This is a genomic window from Pseudomonas wadenswilerensis, from assembly GCF_024749185.1.
In the GTDB taxonomy this organism is placed as follows: domain Bacteria; phylum Pseudomonadota; class Gammaproteobacteria; order Pseudomonadales; family Pseudomonadaceae; genus Aquipseudomonas; species Aquipseudomonas wadenswilerensis.
In genome coordinates, this window is record NZ_CP087191.1 from 1,113,529 (window position 1) to 1,127,839 (window position 14,311).

Genomic DNA, 14,311 nt, shown 5'->3' on the forward strand with positions numbered 1-14,311 from the left:
GCGCTGATCCTGTGGGAGCTGGCTTGCCAGCGATAGCGTTCCCACTGAATAACAAGAGTTCCCCGCCATGCCAGAGCACCCGCTACAACGTTTCTTCACCTCGCAGAGGCCGCGGCCGACCTTCGAGTGGGAGCGTTACCAGCAGCGCGATGTGCTGATCATCGATCACCCGCAATGCCAGGCAGTCTTCAGCCGTCAGGGCGCGCAATTGTTGCACTTCCAACCACAGGGCGAGCGCCCGTGGCTGTGGTGTGCGGCGCAGTGGCCACAAGTCGGCGCGATCCGTGGCGGTGTGCCGGTGTGCTGGCCCTGGTACGGCCGTCACCCCAGCGAAGACATGTGGCCGGCCCACGGTTGGGCGCGCCTGCTCGACTGGAAGCTGATCGACAGCAGCGAAACCGAAGAGGGCGTGACCCTCAAGTGGCGCCTGCAACTGTGCGACTGGCAGGTCGACCTGGTGGCCAAGCTGGGCAAACGCATGGAGCTGCAACTCAGTACCGAGCATCAGGACAGCCAGCCTTGTCAGTTGAGTCATGCTCTGCTGGCTTACTGGCGTATTAGTGACGTTTCTGAGATAGCGCTATCTGGGCTAGAAAACATTGAGGGTTACGACCGTTTGAACCGTCAGGCCTGTCGCCAGAAGGGCGCCTTGAAGGTCCACGGCGGGTGCCAGCGGGTGTTCCCCAATGCGGCGACCCTGCAGTTGCACGACCCGGCCTGGCAGCGCCAGTTGTGCATCGACACCGGTGACAGCGAAGACACCGTGGTCTGGCACCCCGGCAGTCGGCCATTGATGGGTGTCAGTGGCAGCGAAACCCTGGGCTTCGTCTGTGTCGAGGCGGCCAGTGGCAGCAGTGACAGCCTGAGCCTGGCGCCGGGTGAGCAAGCGCACCTGCGTCTGCAGGCGCACTTGCTCAGTTGAGTTCGTCGTCGATCGGGTAACGGCTGGCGTTGAGGCTTTCCTTGATCTTGCGCAGGTGCGGCTGGAAGTCGACGCCGCGGCGCAGGGTCATGCCGGTGGCCAGCACGTCGAGCACGGTCAGCTGGATGATCCGCGAAGTCATCGGCATATAGATGTCGGTGTCTTCCGGCAGCGGGATGTTCAGGCTCAGGCTGCTGGCCTTGGCCAACGGCGAGTCGGCGGCGGTCAGGCCGAGCACCGAGGCGCCGTTTTCCCGGGCCAGGCGCGCGACTTCGACCAGCTCGCGGGTGCGCCCGGTGTAGGAGATGATCACGAACAGCTCGCCGGTGTGGGCCACCGAGGCCAGCATGCGCTGCATCAGCACATCGGCATGGGCCGACACCGCCAGGTTGAAGCGGAAGAACTTGTGCTGTGCATCCAGCGCTACCGGGGCCGAGGCGCCGAGGCCGAAGAAGTGGATCTGCCGGGCCTGGATCAGCATGTCGACGGCGCGGCTGATCAGCTGCGGATCCAATTGCTGGCAGGCACTGTCCAGCGAGGCAATGGCGCTGCCGAAGATCTTCTGGGTGTAGGACGCCGGATCATCGTCGGCCTCCACTGCCCGGCTGACGTAGGCAGCGCCGCTGGCCAGGCTCTGCGCCAGTTGCAGCTTGAGCTCGGGGTAGCCGCTGACGCCGAACGAGCGGCAGAAGCGGTTTACCGTCGGCTCGCTGACCTTGGCAGCCTGGGCCAGGGCGGCAATGCTGAAACGAGTGGCTTGCTGGGGGTTGAGCAGGATGACTTCGGCGACTTTGCGCTCAGCCTTGTTCAGCTCTTCGAGGCGGCCCTGGATCTGCTCCAGGAGGTTTCGCACGCGGTCCATGGGTGTTTTCCTTGGGTCGTTGAGACAGCCGGCTGGCGACAGCAGCGGGCTTTTGACACGGTGGCCTATCGTACTGATGGCATGGTTGGCACACCACTTGAATCTGTCCATTGGGTAAAATGTTGTGGTTTTTACTACATTATTCCTTGAAAACTGCGATTGAAAACGGTATTTCTACGTCAACTTGATAAAAGAACCAACATCATGGCTTCGATCAGCGTTGAACCCTGCACCTTTGCCCTGTTTGGCGCCCTTGGCGACCTGGCCTTGCGCAAGCTGTTTCCGGCGCTCTACCAGCTCGACCGGGCCGGCTTGTTGCACGCCGACACCCGGGTGCTGGCCCTGGCCCGCGAGCCGGGCAGTGTCGATGAGCACCTGGCGTCGATCGAGGCGCACCTGCAGGAGTTCGTGCCTGCCGGGCAGATCGAGGCGCCGGTGCTGCAGCGCTTTCTGGCGCGCCTGACCTACCTGCACGTGGATTTCCTCAAGGCCGAGGACTACCAGGCCCTGGCCGAACAGGTCGGCAGCGACAGCCAGCTGATCGCCTATTTCGCCACCCCGGCGGCGGTGTATGGCGGCATTTGCGAGAACCTCGACAAAGCCGGCCTCAGCGCCCGTACCCGGGTGGTGCTGGAAAAACCCATCGGCCATGACCTGGAATCCTCACGGCGGGTCAACGACGCCGTGGCCCAGTATTTTCCGGAAAACCGCGTTTATCGTATCGACCACTACCTGGGCAAGGAGACGGTGCAGAACCTCATTGCCCTGCGCTTTGCCAACAGCCTGTTCGAAACCCAGTGGAACCAGAACTCGATCTCCCACGTGGAAATCACCGTCGCCGAGAAGGTCGGCATCGAAGGGCGCTGGGGCTATTTCGACAAGGCCGGGCAACTGCGCGACATGATCCAGAATCACCTGTTGCAGTTGCTCTGCCTGATTGCCATGGACCCGCCCAGCGACCTCTCGGCCGACAGCATCCGTGACGAGAAGGTCAAGGTGCTCAAAGCCCTGGCGCCGATCAAGGGCGAGGGCCTGAGCACCCAGGTGGTGCGCGGCCAGTACATTGCCGGCTACAGCGAAGGCAAGCCGGTGCCCGGTTACCTGGAAGAAGACAACGCCAACGCCCAGAGCGACACCGAAACCTTCGTCGCCCTGCGTGCCGATATCCGCAACTGGCGCTGGGCCGGGGTGCCGTTCTACCTGCGCACCGGCAAGCGCATGCCGCAAAAACTGTCGCAGATTGTCATCCACTTCAAGGAAACCCCGCACTACATCTTCGCCCCGGAACAGCGTTTGCAGATCGGCAACAAGCTGATCATCCGCCTGCAGCCGGACGAAGGTATCTCCTTGCGGGTAATGACCAAGGAGCAGGGTCTGGACAAAGGCATGCAGCTGCGCAGCGGGCCCTTGCAGCTGAATTTTTCCGACACCTGGCGTAGTGCGCGGATCCCCGATGCCTACGAGCGGTTGTTGCTGGAAGTGATGCGCGGCAATCAGAACCTGTTTGTGCGCAAGGATGAAATCGAATACGCGTGGAAGTGGTGCGATCAGCTGATCGCCGGCTGGAAACAGTCGGGCGACGCGCCCAAGCCCTATGCCGCCGGTTCCTGGGGGCCGATGAGCTCGATTGCACTGATTACCCGCGATGGGAGGTCCTGGTATGGCGATATCTGAACTGCAACTGCCGGCGAAGGTCACGGCACGTGATTTCAATACACCCGCGCTGCTGGCTGAAGGGCTGGCCAAGGATGTGGCAGGGCGCCTGAATGCGGCCATTGCCGCCAAGGGCCAGGCCACCCTGGTGGTGTCGGGCGGCCGCAGTCCGGTGGCGTTTTTTGCCGCGCTGCTCAAGCAGCCGCTGGACTGGTCGAAGGTGCTGGTGACCCTGGCCGATGAACGCTGGGTGCCGGTCGAGCATGCCGACAGCAATGCCGGCCTGCTCAAGCGCCATTTGTTGACCGGTCCTGCTGCCAAGGCGCGTTTCCTCAGCCTCTATCGCGCCGCAGGCAGTCTTGAGGCCGCTGCGCAGGAAGCCGATCAGGCCCTGGCCGAACTGCCGGGTATCGACGTACTGGTACTGGGCATGGGCGATGACGGCCATACCGCCTCGCTGTTCCCCAACAGCCCGAACCTTGCCGAAGGTCTCGACCCGAACAGCCCCCGTCGTTGCCTACCGATGCTGGCGCCGAGCGTGCCGCATCAACGGCTGAGCATGACCCGGGCGCTGCTGGCCCGCGCCGGATTTACCACCTTGTCGGTGCAAGGCCCGGGCAAACTCGCTACCCTGCGCGCCGCGCTGGCCGGCGATGACCAGGCCGAGATGCCGATTCGTGCCTTCTTACAAGACCCTCTGGATATTTACTGGTGCCCATGAGCCAAGGATCCGCCGTTATGACCACGCATGAACTGAAACAGCCGGGAGCTTCCATGGCCGACAAGATTGCCCGGATCGATCAGATCTGCACCCAGGCGCGCATTCTGCCGGTGATCACCATCGCCCGCGAAGAAGACATCCTGCCTCTGGCCGATGCCCTGGCAGCCGGTGGTATCAAGACCCTGGAAGTGACCTTGCGCTCGTCCCACGGCCTCAAGGCCATCCAGGTGCTGCGCGAGCAGCGCCCGGAGCTGTGCATCGGGGCTGGCACCGTACTCGACCGCAACATGTTTGCTGCCGTGCAGGCGGCTGGTGCGCAGTTCGTGGTCACCCCGGGCATTACCCAGGACTTGCTTGAGGCCGGCGTCGACAGCGACATCCCGCTGCTGCCAGGTATCAGCACACCGTCGGAAATCATGATGGGCTATGCCCTGGGCTACCGGCGCTTCAAGCTGTTTCCGGCTGAGATCAGCGGCGGCGTGGCGGCGATCAAGGCCTATGGCGGCCCGTTCGGCGACGTGCGTTTCTGCCCCACCGGCGGGGTCAACCCGGGCAATGTGAAGGACTACATGGCCCTGGCCAATGTGATGTGTGTGGGCGGTACCTGGATGCTCGACAGCAGCTGGATCAAGAGCCGCGACTGGGCCCGTATCCAGGCCTGCAGTGCCGAGGCCCTGGCACTGCTGGACTGAAACCGAATTCGTTGTGTGCTACACGGCTTTGAGGTGCGCTTGGTCGGCGCACCTTTTTTTTTGCCTGCTCAGAAACTGTCCGAAGTGCTGAAGCTGCCACCACCGCTGCTGCTGGAGGTGGAGAAATCGCTGGAACTCGAACTTGAGCTTGAACTACTGGAACCGGAGCTCGACCAGCTGAACGACGAAGAGCTGCTGGACGAAGAACTGCGCGGCACCAGGCGTCGGCCACTTTGCAGCACGGTTTCCAGCGCGTGCAGGCTGAGGTCGCGGGTCATGTAGTCGGCCAGCAGGCGCTCGATGCTCAAGGTGGTGTAGTAGTTGTAGTCGCTGTCACGGTAATAGTCGGTGCGCAGCGCCCGCTCCAGCTCCTTGGCCCGCTCATAGTCGCGCAGGGCACGGTCATGCTGGTCGCGCAGCTCGGGCAGGCGGTCCTGTACGTCACGCAGGCGCGGGTACAGCTCCTTGAGCTGGGCGGCGATCTTGTCGTCGTTGTTGTCCGGGGTCTTTTGTACTTCGACCAGCAGTTGTTCGATGGTCTGTGCCTGCAGGCGTTCGGTGATGTTCTGACGGATCCGCAGGTAATGCGGGTCCTGTTTACCGGCAAAATTGGCCAATTGCTGGTGTTGCTCGTTGGCCCGGGCCTTGGCGGCGACGATGTGCTTGTTCAGGGTGACGTCTTCGCGGGTCAGCGGGTCCATCCCTGCTGCTGTACGCGCCTGGGCCAGACGCTGGTCGATAGCATCCTGCAGCCCGGCAATCAGGCTCAGGCGTTCGCCTTGCAGCTCTTCGTTGCGGGTCTGCATGGCCCGCAGCATCAGCTCGTTGTTGCGGTTACCGACAAAGTTGACGCGCTTGGCCAGCTTGTTGTCGAGCCAGCGGTGCAGGAAGTTGTAGCGGTACTGGTCAGTGCCGTAATCGCGCTTGAGCAAGTGGTAGTAGATCGGGTTGGCGCTGTACGAAGGCAGCTTGTCTACGCACTCCTGGCGGATCTCCTGATAGCCGGTAAGCGCTTCGCCGTTGGCCTCTTGCGCGGCCCGCAACTGCTCGCCCAGCTCGCACCAGTCAGGCTCAAGCACCAGTTGATCCTTGACCTGGCGGTCGATGCTCTCAATGCGACTGCGCACGGCGTGCTGGTCGGCCAGCGACACGGCAATATCGGTTTCGACCCGGGCAAGTTCGGCGCGCAGTTGCGCTTCGGCATCCTGGCGTGCCTGCAGTTGCAGCAGGGTGTCCTGGTCCAGGGCCGGTCGATGTTCGAGCTTTAGCGTGGCGATGTTACTCAGCCGGGTGAGGATGTCCTGTTCCAGGCGCGCTTCCTGATCGCTCAGGGCCGACAGCAGTTGCTCGGCGCTGCGCAGCAAGGCCTCGCTGCTGCGGGCGTTCTGCGCCACGGTGCCGGTGAGGGTAGAAGGGGTCATGTGTTCACCAGTCCATGATCATGTCAGGGTTGCCCGTGGTGCGCTGGTTGAAGCGCAGGGTCAGCGAGTTGGCAGCCTTGCTGCCCATCATGCGGTCATCGATATGGCCATCATCGAGCTTGTCCACTTTGACCTTGAGGTATTCGGCCTGGCTGACGCGCACGGCGAACAGGCGGCTCCAGCGTTGTTTGCCGGTTTCGGAGCTGGTGACCGGTACTTCAGCGCTGATGCCGCCGGCGTCAGTGGCCTCGACCACCAGGAACCAGCTCTTGCCCTTGTCGGTGTCCTCGCCGCGGTTGCAGCCGGCGGGGTCGTAGCAACGCTCGACCCCGGACTTGATCCCGGTGCGGTCGACGATCTGCAGGGTCAGCGGCACGGCGGCGAAGTCGAGCATCCGCTTGAGGTGTTTGAGCTGATCGCCGGTCTGGCTGACGTCCTCGTTGTGCAGGCTGTTGTTGGCTTGGGCGAGCAGCGCTTGTAGTTGCGCTCGGTCACCGGCGGCCAGCGGCATCGCCTGCAGGCGCTGCTGCAACTGATCGCGCAGGGTGATCTGTTCGAGCCAATAGGAGACTCGATCGATCTCATAATCCAGTTTGCCGACCTGGAAGCCGGCCGCTTTGAGCGTGTCAGTATCCTTGACTTGCAGCAGTTGCTGGTCAGCCGAACTGGCAAGTTCCTTGAGATTGGGGAACGGCTTGAGGCCTTCGGTATAGGCCGGCATCGCCAGGAGCCTGGCCAGTTTATCGCGCTGCTGGTAGATACCCTCTACCGTGGCGAAGCCAGAGCGGGCCGAGGAGATGGCCTGGCGGGCCAGTTTGATCTGCGCCTCACGCTGCGTGACCAGGGTCTTGACGCTGTCGCGGTTGGTCTTGCGCACGAACTGCGGCACATCGCTGGCAAAGGTCTGATCCAGCGGCGGCAATGTTTGCCGGACCTGATCGAGAATGCGGCTGACGGCGACATCGGGCTGGGCCAAAGCCTTTTGCTGCCACTGCTCGAGCTGCTTGTGATTGAGCTGGATCTCGGTGCGCACGTCTTCATCATGCCAGCGCAGGTCACGGGCACTGTTTTCGATCTCGACCGTAATGCCGCTGTCGTGGGCAATGCGTGTGCACTGGGTGATCAGCGCCGCGGCAATGATTGCCAGGAACAGCTTGTAGAGCTGGCCGCGCGCCATCGATGCCTTGCTCAGCAGCTTTTCCCGCCAGCTCAGCGGCGGGGCTTCGAACATCAGCCGGCGGGCGAAGAACTCGCGCACGCCCTGGTCGATCAGCGCCTCGTCGAAGGCGATGTTGTGGCTCTGGTAGTAGTCACGAATACGCGCCGCGACTTCGGCGCGGCGCTTGGGCAGGTTCAGGTGTTCCTGGAGCTGCATCTGCTGGTGGCGCAATTCGTCGACGAACGCCATCGCTCCGAGCTGTTCGGAGAGTGGGATGCTGGTCATCAGGCCGCCTTGCTGAGCAGCGCGGCGAATTTACGCTTGGCATCCTCGACCGCGGCAGCGATGTCGCGCGAAGCGTTGCTCGACTCGGCCCGGTAGGTTTCGGTGAGGCTGTTCATGTCGGTCTGGAACGACAGCGTGGCGTCGGCCAGCGCGCGTACCGAATCGACCTTGATGGTCGAGCCGTAGCTGGCCTTGACCGCAGCTTCGAGCTGCTGGTTGCCGGTACTGCCGAGAGCTTCGAGGCCCTTGCTGATGCCATCGGTGGTGGCATTGAGGGTATGGGTCGCCTCGGCCAGGCCGCTGTTGGCGGTGAATGACACGGCAAGGCCGGTAAGCACCACTTCGTTGGTCGAGAAGAACGAGACCATGCGCTGGTACTGGCGCTCCTTGATCACGTGTACCTGGTTGATGCGGGCGAAGACCATCTCGGCAGTGTTGTAGCCGACCTTGAGGTCATCGGCGATGTCCTTGACGATCTGGTAGCGCTTGTCTTCGTCCTGCAGGGCACGCACGGCTTCGTCGCGGCGCAGTTCCAGCGCGGCACGTTCGGCCGGCTCGGCCGATTCTGCAGCGGCGACTTGCTGGTTTGCCTCATTCAGTTCGGCCGTGCGCTGTTCCAGGGCCTGGCCGGCAATGGCCAGCACCTGCTGGGCTTCGACCTCTGCAGCCTTCATGGCCATGCGAAAGTCCATGTAGGACTCAAGGATCACCGTCTCGCGACTGATCTGGTCGTTGGCCGACTTGCACACCTGCAGGTAGTTGTCGCGAATGTCGTTGAAGCGGCTGGGGATCGAGCCACGGCGCACGTTCATCCAGGCCAGCTTGAGTTTTTCCATGCTGTCCAGGCGCCCGTCGTCCATCCAGCCGGCCATGGCCGCGGCGTCTTCGCGGATCGAGGTGAAGCTCTGGGTGATGTCCATGAAGCGGGTGGAGATGTCCATGCCCTCGATCTGCTCGCGGACCATGCTGTTGAAAGCGGTGGATTGCTGCAGGACCGCGGCGATCGAGGTGACCTTGCTGCTGTCGTACTGCGCCACGCGGTCGAGCAGCATCAGCACGGGGGCGTCCTGGACAGGGCGCAGGAGGTTGATGCCGATGGTGCGCAGGCCGCTCAGTGCCCGCTCGAGGTAGTTGCTCATCGAGTGTCCTTTCATGATGTGCGCGCAGCGCAGGGTAAAGCGAGGAAGGGAGTATACCGGGGGTTGCCGTCAAGCTGACCGACGATTTTTCTCGGGCGCAAACGAAAGTGCCCGCCTCCGGATGGAGGCGGGCACTCGGTTGCAGCTCAGCGTATGGCTCAGGCCGCCTTGGCAGCCTGCTGGCTCAACGAACGGTTCAGGGCGCTGAACAATGCCTTGAAGCTGGCAGTGGTGAAGTTCTCATCGATACCCACGCCATGCACCGGACGACCACCGGCGACACGCAGTTCGATGTAGGCCGCAGCCTTGGCGTTGGTACCCGCGCCGATGGCGTGCTCGTTGTAGTCCATGATTTCCACGGCGATCGGCAAGCCGGCCACCAGGGCCTCGAGGGCACCGTTGCCCTTGCCGCGCCAATGCAGGGTGGTCTCGCCTTCACCGGCGACTTCCACTTCCACCGCACTGTGGCCGTTCTCTTCCTGCAGGCGATGGCTGACCATCGCGTACGGCGAGTTGGCCTGCAGGTACTCGCGGTGCAACAGCGAGTGGATCTGCTGGGCAGTCATCTCCAGGCCCAGGCGGTCGGTTTCACCCTGTACCACCTGGCTGAACTCGATCTGCATGCGCCGTGGCAGGCTGATGCCGTATTCCTGTTCGAGCAGGTAGGTGATGCCACCCTTGCCCGACTGGCTGTTGACGCGGATCACCGCCTCGTAGCTGCGGCCGATGTCGGCCGGGTCGATCGGCAGGTACGGCACTTCCCACTTGGCGTCATCCTTCTGCTGGGTGAAGCCTTTGCGGATGGCGTCCTGGTGCGAGCCGGAGAACGCGGTGTGAACCAGGTCGCCAACGTACGGATGACGCGGGTGCACCGGAATCTGGTTGCACTCCTCGACCACCTTGCGCACGCCGTCGATGTCGGAGAAATCCAGCTCAGGGTCGATGCCCTGGGTGTAAAGGTTCAACGCCAGGGTCACCAGGTCGACGTTGCCGGTACGCTCGCCGTTGCCGAACAGGCAGCCTTCGACACGGTCGGCGCCGGCCATCAGGCCCAGTTCAGTAGCGGCTACGCCAGTGCCGCGGTCGTTGTGGGTGTGCAGGCTGATGATCACGCTGTCGCGGCGGTTGACGTTACGGCCGAACCACTCGATCTGGTCGGCGTAGATGTTCGGCGTCGAGACTTCGACGGTAGCCGGCAGGTTGAGGATGATCTTGTGCTCAGGGCTAGGGTTCCACACCTCGATCACCGCATCGCAGACTTCCTTGGCGAATTCCAGTTCGGTGGCGCTGAAGGTCTCTGGCGAGTATTGGAAGGTCCACTGGGTTTGCGGCTGCTGGGCGGCGTATTTGACGAACAATTTCGCCGCGTTCACCGCGATGTCTTTCACGCCTTGCTTGTCCTGGTTGAAGACAATGCGGCGGAACGACGGGCTGGTGGCGTTGTACAGGTGGACGATGGCCTTTTTCGCGCCGCGCAGGGATTCGAACGTACGAGCGATCAAATCTTCACGGGCCTGGGTCAGCACCTGGATGGTGGTGTCGTCCGGAATATGGCCGTCTTCGATCAGGGTACGCACGAAGTCGAAGTCGGTTTGCGAAGCGGACGGGAACGAGGCTTCGATTTCTTTCACGCCAACGCTGACCAGGGTCTTCCAGAAGCGCAGCTTCTTCGCCGCATCCATTGGCTCGATCAACGACTGGTTGCCATCGCGCAGGTCCGAACTGCACCAGATCGGCGCTTCGGTGATGGTCTTCGAAGGCCAGGTGCGGTCAGGCAAGTTGACGGTCGCGAAGGCGCTGTATTTTTTCGAAGGGTCTTTGAGCATGGTCATGAAAGCAATCCTTGAATGTGCGGCCTTGAAAGGGGCCCGCCGAACGAAAACGAGATGAAAAGGCGAGGCGACGCGATTCAGCTTGGTAGTCGTGCACTGACCAGGCAGAGGCTGCGATGTTGACGAAGCAGGATGAGGGTCTGAAAGGTTTTCATGGCTTCAACCCTAACCAGTGGGGTTAAAGATGGCAAGCCTTGCGAAAAAATTGAGATAAATGCTTAAAAAACGAGAATTGTCGAGATTTTATGGCGCTTCATGAATGAAAAGACCGCGCCAGTTGCGCGGTCTTTTTTAATAGCGCAACTCAGCCCTCAGGGCTGGAAGGCACCGATGAAAATGGCCGGATCGACCCGCGCATCATTGAGGCTGACGTTCCAGTGCATGTGCGGGCCTGTGGCACGGCCGGTAGAACCTACCCGGCCAACCACGGCGCCGCGGCTAAGCTGCTGGCCGGGTTTTACGTCGATCTTCGACATGTGGCAGAACATGCTGATAAAGCCCTGGCCATGGTCGACGAACACCGTGTTGCCATTGAAGAAGTAGTTGCCGACAAGGATGACCTTGCCGTTGGCCGGGGTCTTGATTGGCGTGCCGGCGGGTACCGCAAAATCCAGGCCTGCGTGCGGATTGCGTTCTTCGCCATTGAAGAAACGGCGCACGCCGAACTTGCTCGACAGCGGGCCGCTGACCGGCTTGTCGAGGATCAGGTTGCTCGGCAGGTTGGGACTGAAGCTGCGGTAGGCCTTGATCTGCTCGGCAAGCTCGGCATCGATGCGCTTGAGGTCGGCCGGGTCGGGGTTGACCTGGCGCTTGTTCTTCAGGGTGATGCGCTGCTCCGGGTACTTTTTGCTGCCGACGGTAAAGTTCAGGGTGCGCGTGCCCTCGGTGAGCTGTGCGGTACCGGGCTTTTGCGTCAGCGGCAGGCCGACGATGGCCAGCCAGCGGTCCTGCTCCTTGACCACCAGCACCGGCTTGCCATCAAAGCGCGCGCTCGGTGCCGCGGCGGCCGGGCCAAGGTCGATGACCGCCACACCGCCGGGTACCGGCTTGTTCAGTTGGCGGGTGATGTAGCTGGCCTGGGCACTGCTGGCGAACATCAGGCACAGCAGCAACAGCGGGGCAAACAGACGGGGCATGATTCAATCCAGTAAAGAAAGCGTGACCGGAGTCAGGTGATTGTCTTCGACCCGTACCTGCAGTTCGCCTTCGCCCAGGCGGGCAGTCAGGCGTTGGCCGTTGTGGGTCTGGGCGGCATTGCGGATGGCTTGGCCTCGCTCGTCGAGGAGGATGCTGTAGCCACGGCCCAGGGTCGCCAGGGGGCTGACCACGTGCAGGGTCTGGACCTGGGCTTGCAGGCGCTGGCGGCGGTCCTTGAGCGTGTCGCGCATGGCCCGCGGCAGGCGTTCGGCGAGGCTGTCCAGGCGTTGCTTGAGCAGGGCCAGGGTGCGTCCGGGGTGTTGCGCGGCCAAGCGCGTGTCCAGGCGCGCGAGGCGTTCGCGGCGCTGGTTCAGACGCTGCTCGAAGGCGCGGCGCAGGCGCATGTCCAGATCGTCCAGGCGCTGGGCCTGTTGGCGCAGGCGTTCGCCCGGGTGGCGCAGGCGCCGGGTCAGGCTGTCCAGGCGCAGGCGGTCGTGCATCAGGCGGCTTTGAATGCGCAGCAACAGGCGGCGCTTGAGGCTGTCGATACGCCGTTGCAGGTCGCTGCTGTCCGGGGCCAGCAGCTCGGCGGCGGCAGACGGCGTCGGGGCGCGCACGTCAGCGACGAAGTCACTGATCGAGACATCGGTTTCATGGCCGACGGCGCTGACGATCGGCGTCTTGCAGGCGGCGATGGCGCGGGCCACGGCTTCTTCGTTGAAGCACCAGAGGTCTTCCAGCGAGCCGCCGCCCCGGGCCAGGATCAGCGCGTCGAAGCCGCGGCTGTCGGCCAGTTGCAGGGCGCGGACGATCTGCTTGATGGCTTCGCGGCCTTGTACGGCGGTGGGGATCAGGGTCAGCTCGACCTGCGGTGCTCGGCGGCGGAACACGCTGATGATGTCGCGAATCACCGCGCCGGTGGGCGAGCTGACGATGCCGATGCGCTGCGGGTGAGCGGGCAGGGCGAGCTTGGCTTCAGTACTGAACAGGCCTTCTGCGCCGAGCTTTTCCTTCAGCGCTTCGAAGGCCAGGCGCAGGGCACCGTCGCCGGCCGGCTCGACGGTGTCGAGGATCAATTGATAGTCGCCACGGCCCTCGAACAGCGAGACCTTGCCGCGCACCTTGACCGCCAGGCCATCGCGCAGGGCCTGGCGGACCCGCGCGGCGTTCTGGCGGAACAGCGCGCAGCGCACCTGGGCGCCGCTGTCCTTGAGGGTGAAGTAGACATGACCGGAGGCCGGGCGGGCGAGGTTGGAGATCTCGCCTTCGACCCAGACATTGCGGAACACGTCTTCCAGCAGCACCCGGGCGCGGCCGTTGAGTTGGCTGACGGTCAGGACTTCGCGGTCCAGGCCGAGTCTTTCGAAGGGGTCTTTGATCATGGGCTGCATCATAAAGGATTGTGGAGCCGGGGTGGCAGTGGCTCGGCGGTGTCTTCATCGCTGGCAAGGCCAGCTCCCACAGGAGCTGTGTATTCCGGCCCATTGTTGCCGGCGATGGGCTGCGCAGCAGCCCCCATATGCAGGATGAACTGCTCAACCAAAGCCCCGGCATCGCGCCGATAGGCCAGCGCCACCGTACTGCGGCAACCCTCATCGGCCAGGGCAATGAAGCGCAGCGAAGCCGGGGCAATCTCCTCCATGCATTGCGGCAACAACGCCACCCCAAAACCTGCCTGGATCAACTGCAACTGAGTGGTCTTGCGCGACACCACGCGCGCCGATTGCGGAAAGAACCCTGCACCCATGCACAATTCGGCAGACAGGTAGCTCAGGCCGCCACGCTGGCGATGGGGGATGGAGATAAAAGGCTCGTCACGCAGCTGCGCCAGGCAAACGCTGCTTTCTTCAGCCAATGGATGACCCTCGGCGACCGCCAGCAACAGGGGTTCTTCGAACAATGGCCGGACACAAAGCCCTTCATGCTGACGCAGCACCGGCAAGCGCAGCAGGCCGAGCTCCAGGCGACCCGCGGCCAGTTCTTCAAGCTGCGCCTCGGACGACTGCTGGGCGATTTCCATGGATACGCCCGGGTTGTCATTCAGATAGCCGCTGAGGCGCGCCAGCAACTGGCCGGTCAGCGGCACCGTGCTGGAATGACTGAGGCGCAGGCTGCCACGCACGCCCTGGCCAACCTCACGGGCCAGGCGTTCGGCTTTTTCCAGGTCCACCAGCAAGGTCCGCGCTCGCGGCAAAAATGCCTGGCCCGCTGCGGTAAGTCGCGGCTGGCGTGCAGTGCGCTCGAACAGCAGGGTGTCGAGGTGTGACTCCAGCTCCTTGACCTGCCGGCTCAGGGCCGACTGGGCGATGAACAGGCGTTCGGCGGCCGCACTGAAGCTGCCGCTTTCGGCAATTTCGACGAAGTAACGCAACTGACGGGTGGAAATCATCGATGCTATGCCGTTTCAAGATGGCTAATAAGGTAATTGCATATTAGTCGGCATGGCTTGCTGCTGACTAAAGTTTCCCTACATCCACTGGTGAAGACC

Annotated in this window: 11 protein-coding genes and 1 pseudogene; 4 read left to right on the forward strand and 8 right to left on the reverse strand. The window is 62.9% G+C overall.

What is annotated here, in order from left to right; translation table 11 throughout:
- Positions 1-67 precede the first annotated feature (67 nt).
- Positions 68-922: a D-hexose-6-phosphate mutarotase gene (locus LOY45_RS05090; RefSeq protein WP_115088539.1), complete on the forward strand. Its 855-nt coding sequence runs from the start codon at positions 68-70 to the stop codon at positions 920-922.
- Here LOY45_RS05090 and hexR read toward each other — a convergent pair.
- Entirely contained in the window at positions 915-1,775 is an 861-nt protein-coding gene (gene hexR, locus LOY45_RS05095) for a DNA-binding transcriptional regulator HexR (protein WP_174242320.1), read from the reverse strand. The genes LOY45_RS05090 and hexR overlap by 8 nt on opposite strands.
- 213 nt (positions 1,776-1,988) lie before the next feature.
- Here hexR and zwf point away from each other — a divergent pair, with 213 nt between their 5' ends.
- Genes zwf through LOY45_RS05110 form a run of 3 tightly spaced genes read left to right on the forward strand, consistent with a single transcriptional unit; the run spans position 1,989 to position 4,850 of the window.
- A complete protein-coding gene (zwf, locus tag LOY45_RS05100; RefSeq protein WP_115088538.1) occupies positions 1,989-3,458 on the forward strand; it encodes a glucose-6-phosphate dehydrogenase in 1,470 nt (489 codons plus the stop codon).
- Positions 3,445-4,158, forward strand: a complete 714-nt coding sequence (pgl, locus tag LOY45_RS05105) for a 6-phosphogluconolactonase (RefSeq protein ID WP_258578823.1) — start codon at positions 3,445-3,447, stop codon at positions 4,156-4,158. Before zwf ends, pgl begins: the two co-directional genes overlap by 14 nt.
- Before the next feature lie 17 nt (positions 4,159-4,175).
- A complete protein-coding gene (locus LOY45_RS05110) occupies positions 4,176-4,850 on the forward strand; it encodes a bifunctional 4-hydroxy-2-oxoglutarate aldolase/2-dehydro-3-deoxy-phosphogluconate aldolase (RefSeq protein ID WP_115088536.1) in 675 nt (224 codons plus the stop codon).
- Between the two features lie 68 nt (positions 4,851-4,918).
- On the opposite strand, the gene LOY45_RS05115 is transcribed toward LOY45_RS05110, so the two are convergent.
- From LOY45_RS05115 to LOY45_RS05145, 7 genes and pseudogenes are all read right to left on the reverse strand, one after another.
- Positions 4,919-6,271 carry a coiled-coil domain-containing protein gene (locus LOY45_RS05115; RefSeq protein ID WP_115088535.1) on the reverse strand — a complete coding sequence of 451 codons (1,353 nt, stop codon included), beginning with the start codon at positions 6,269-6,271 and terminating at the stop codon, positions 4,919-4,921.
- Positions 6,272-6,275: 4 nt separating this feature from the next.
- Positions 6,276-7,715: a DUF6384 family protein gene (locus LOY45_RS05120; RefSeq protein WP_115088534.1), complete on the reverse strand. Its 1,440-nt coding sequence runs from the start codon at positions 7,713-7,715 to the stop codon at positions 6,276-6,278.
- Positions 7,715-8,854: a merozoite surface protein 3b gene (locus LOY45_RS05125; RefSeq protein ID WP_115088533.1), complete on the reverse strand. Its 1,140-nt coding sequence runs from the start codon at positions 8,852-8,854 to the stop codon at positions 7,715-7,717. Before LOY45_RS05125 ends, LOY45_RS05120 begins: the two co-directional genes overlap by 1 nt.
- Positions 8,855-9,012: 158 nt before the next feature.
- Positions 9,013-10,686, reverse strand: coding sequence for a 2-isopropylmalate synthase (gene leuA, locus LOY45_RS05130; RefSeq protein WP_115088532.1), 1,674 nt, complete (start codon positions 10,684-10,686; stop codon positions 9,013-9,015).
- 311 nt (positions 10,687-10,997) lie between these two features.
- Positions 10,998-11,822: a peptidoglycan DD-metalloendopeptidase family protein gene (locus LOY45_RS05135; RefSeq protein WP_115088531.1), complete on the reverse strand. Its 825-nt coding sequence runs from the start codon at positions 11,820-11,822 to the stop codon at positions 10,998-11,000.
- Positions 11,823-11,825: 3 nt separating this feature from the next.
- The gene (gene xseA, locus LOY45_RS05140) at positions 11,826-13,205 is read right to left on the reverse strand and encodes an exodeoxyribonuclease VII large subunit (protein WP_115088530.1); all 1,380 of its coding nucleotides are present in this window, start codon (positions 13,203-13,205) and stop codon (positions 11,826-11,828) included.
- A gap of 134 nt (positions 13,206-13,339) precedes the next feature.
- Positions 13,340-14,212 (reverse strand): annotated as a pseudogene (locus tag LOY45_RS05145) (LysR family transcriptional regulator); the annotation flags it as partial.
- Between the last annotated feature and the right edge of the window lie 99 nt (positions 14,213-14,311).

What these genes read in the sequence shown, in the direction of transcription:
- leuA (WP_115088532.1), bottom strand. Translation starts at nt 10,686, where the DNA reads ATGACCATGCTCAAAGACCCTTCGAAAAAATACAGCGCCTTCGCGACC.
- LOY45_RS05090 (WP_115088539.1), top strand. Translation starts at nt 68, where the DNA reads ATGCCAGAGCACCCGCTACAACGTTTCTTCACCTCGCAGAGGCCGCGG.
- xseA (WP_115088530.1), bottom strand. Translation starts at nt 13,205, where the DNA reads ATGATCAAAGACCCCTTCGAAAGACTCGGCCTGGACCGCGAAGTCCTG.
- LOY45_RS05120 (WP_115088534.1), bottom strand. Translation starts at nt 7,715, where the DNA reads ATGACCAGCATCCCACTCTCCGAACAGCTCGGAGCGATGGCGTTCGTC.
- LOY45_RS05135 (WP_115088531.1), bottom strand. Translation starts at nt 11,822, where the DNA reads ATGCCCCGTCTGTTTGCCCCGCTGTTGCTGCTGTGCCTGATGTTCGCC.
- zwf (WP_115088538.1), top strand. Translation starts at nt 1,989, where the DNA reads ATGGCTTCGATCAGCGTTGAACCCTGCACCTTTGCCCTGTTTGGCGCC.
- LOY45_RS05110 (WP_115088536.1), top strand. Translation starts at nt 4,176, where the DNA reads ATGACCACGCATGAACTGAAACAGCCGGGAGCTTCCATGGCCGACAAG.
- LOY45_RS05115 (WP_115088535.1), bottom strand. Translation starts at nt 6,271, where the DNA reads ATGACCCCTTCTACCCTCACCGGCACCGTGGCGCAGAACGCCCGCAGC.
- pgl (WP_258578823.1), top strand. Translation starts at nt 3,445, where the DNA reads ATGGCGATATCTGAACTGCAACTGCCGGCGAAGGTCACGGCACGTGAT.
- LOY45_RS05125 (WP_115088533.1), bottom strand. Translation starts at nt 8,854, where the DNA reads ATGAGCAACTACCTCGAGCGGGCACTGAGCGGCCTGCGCACCATCGGC.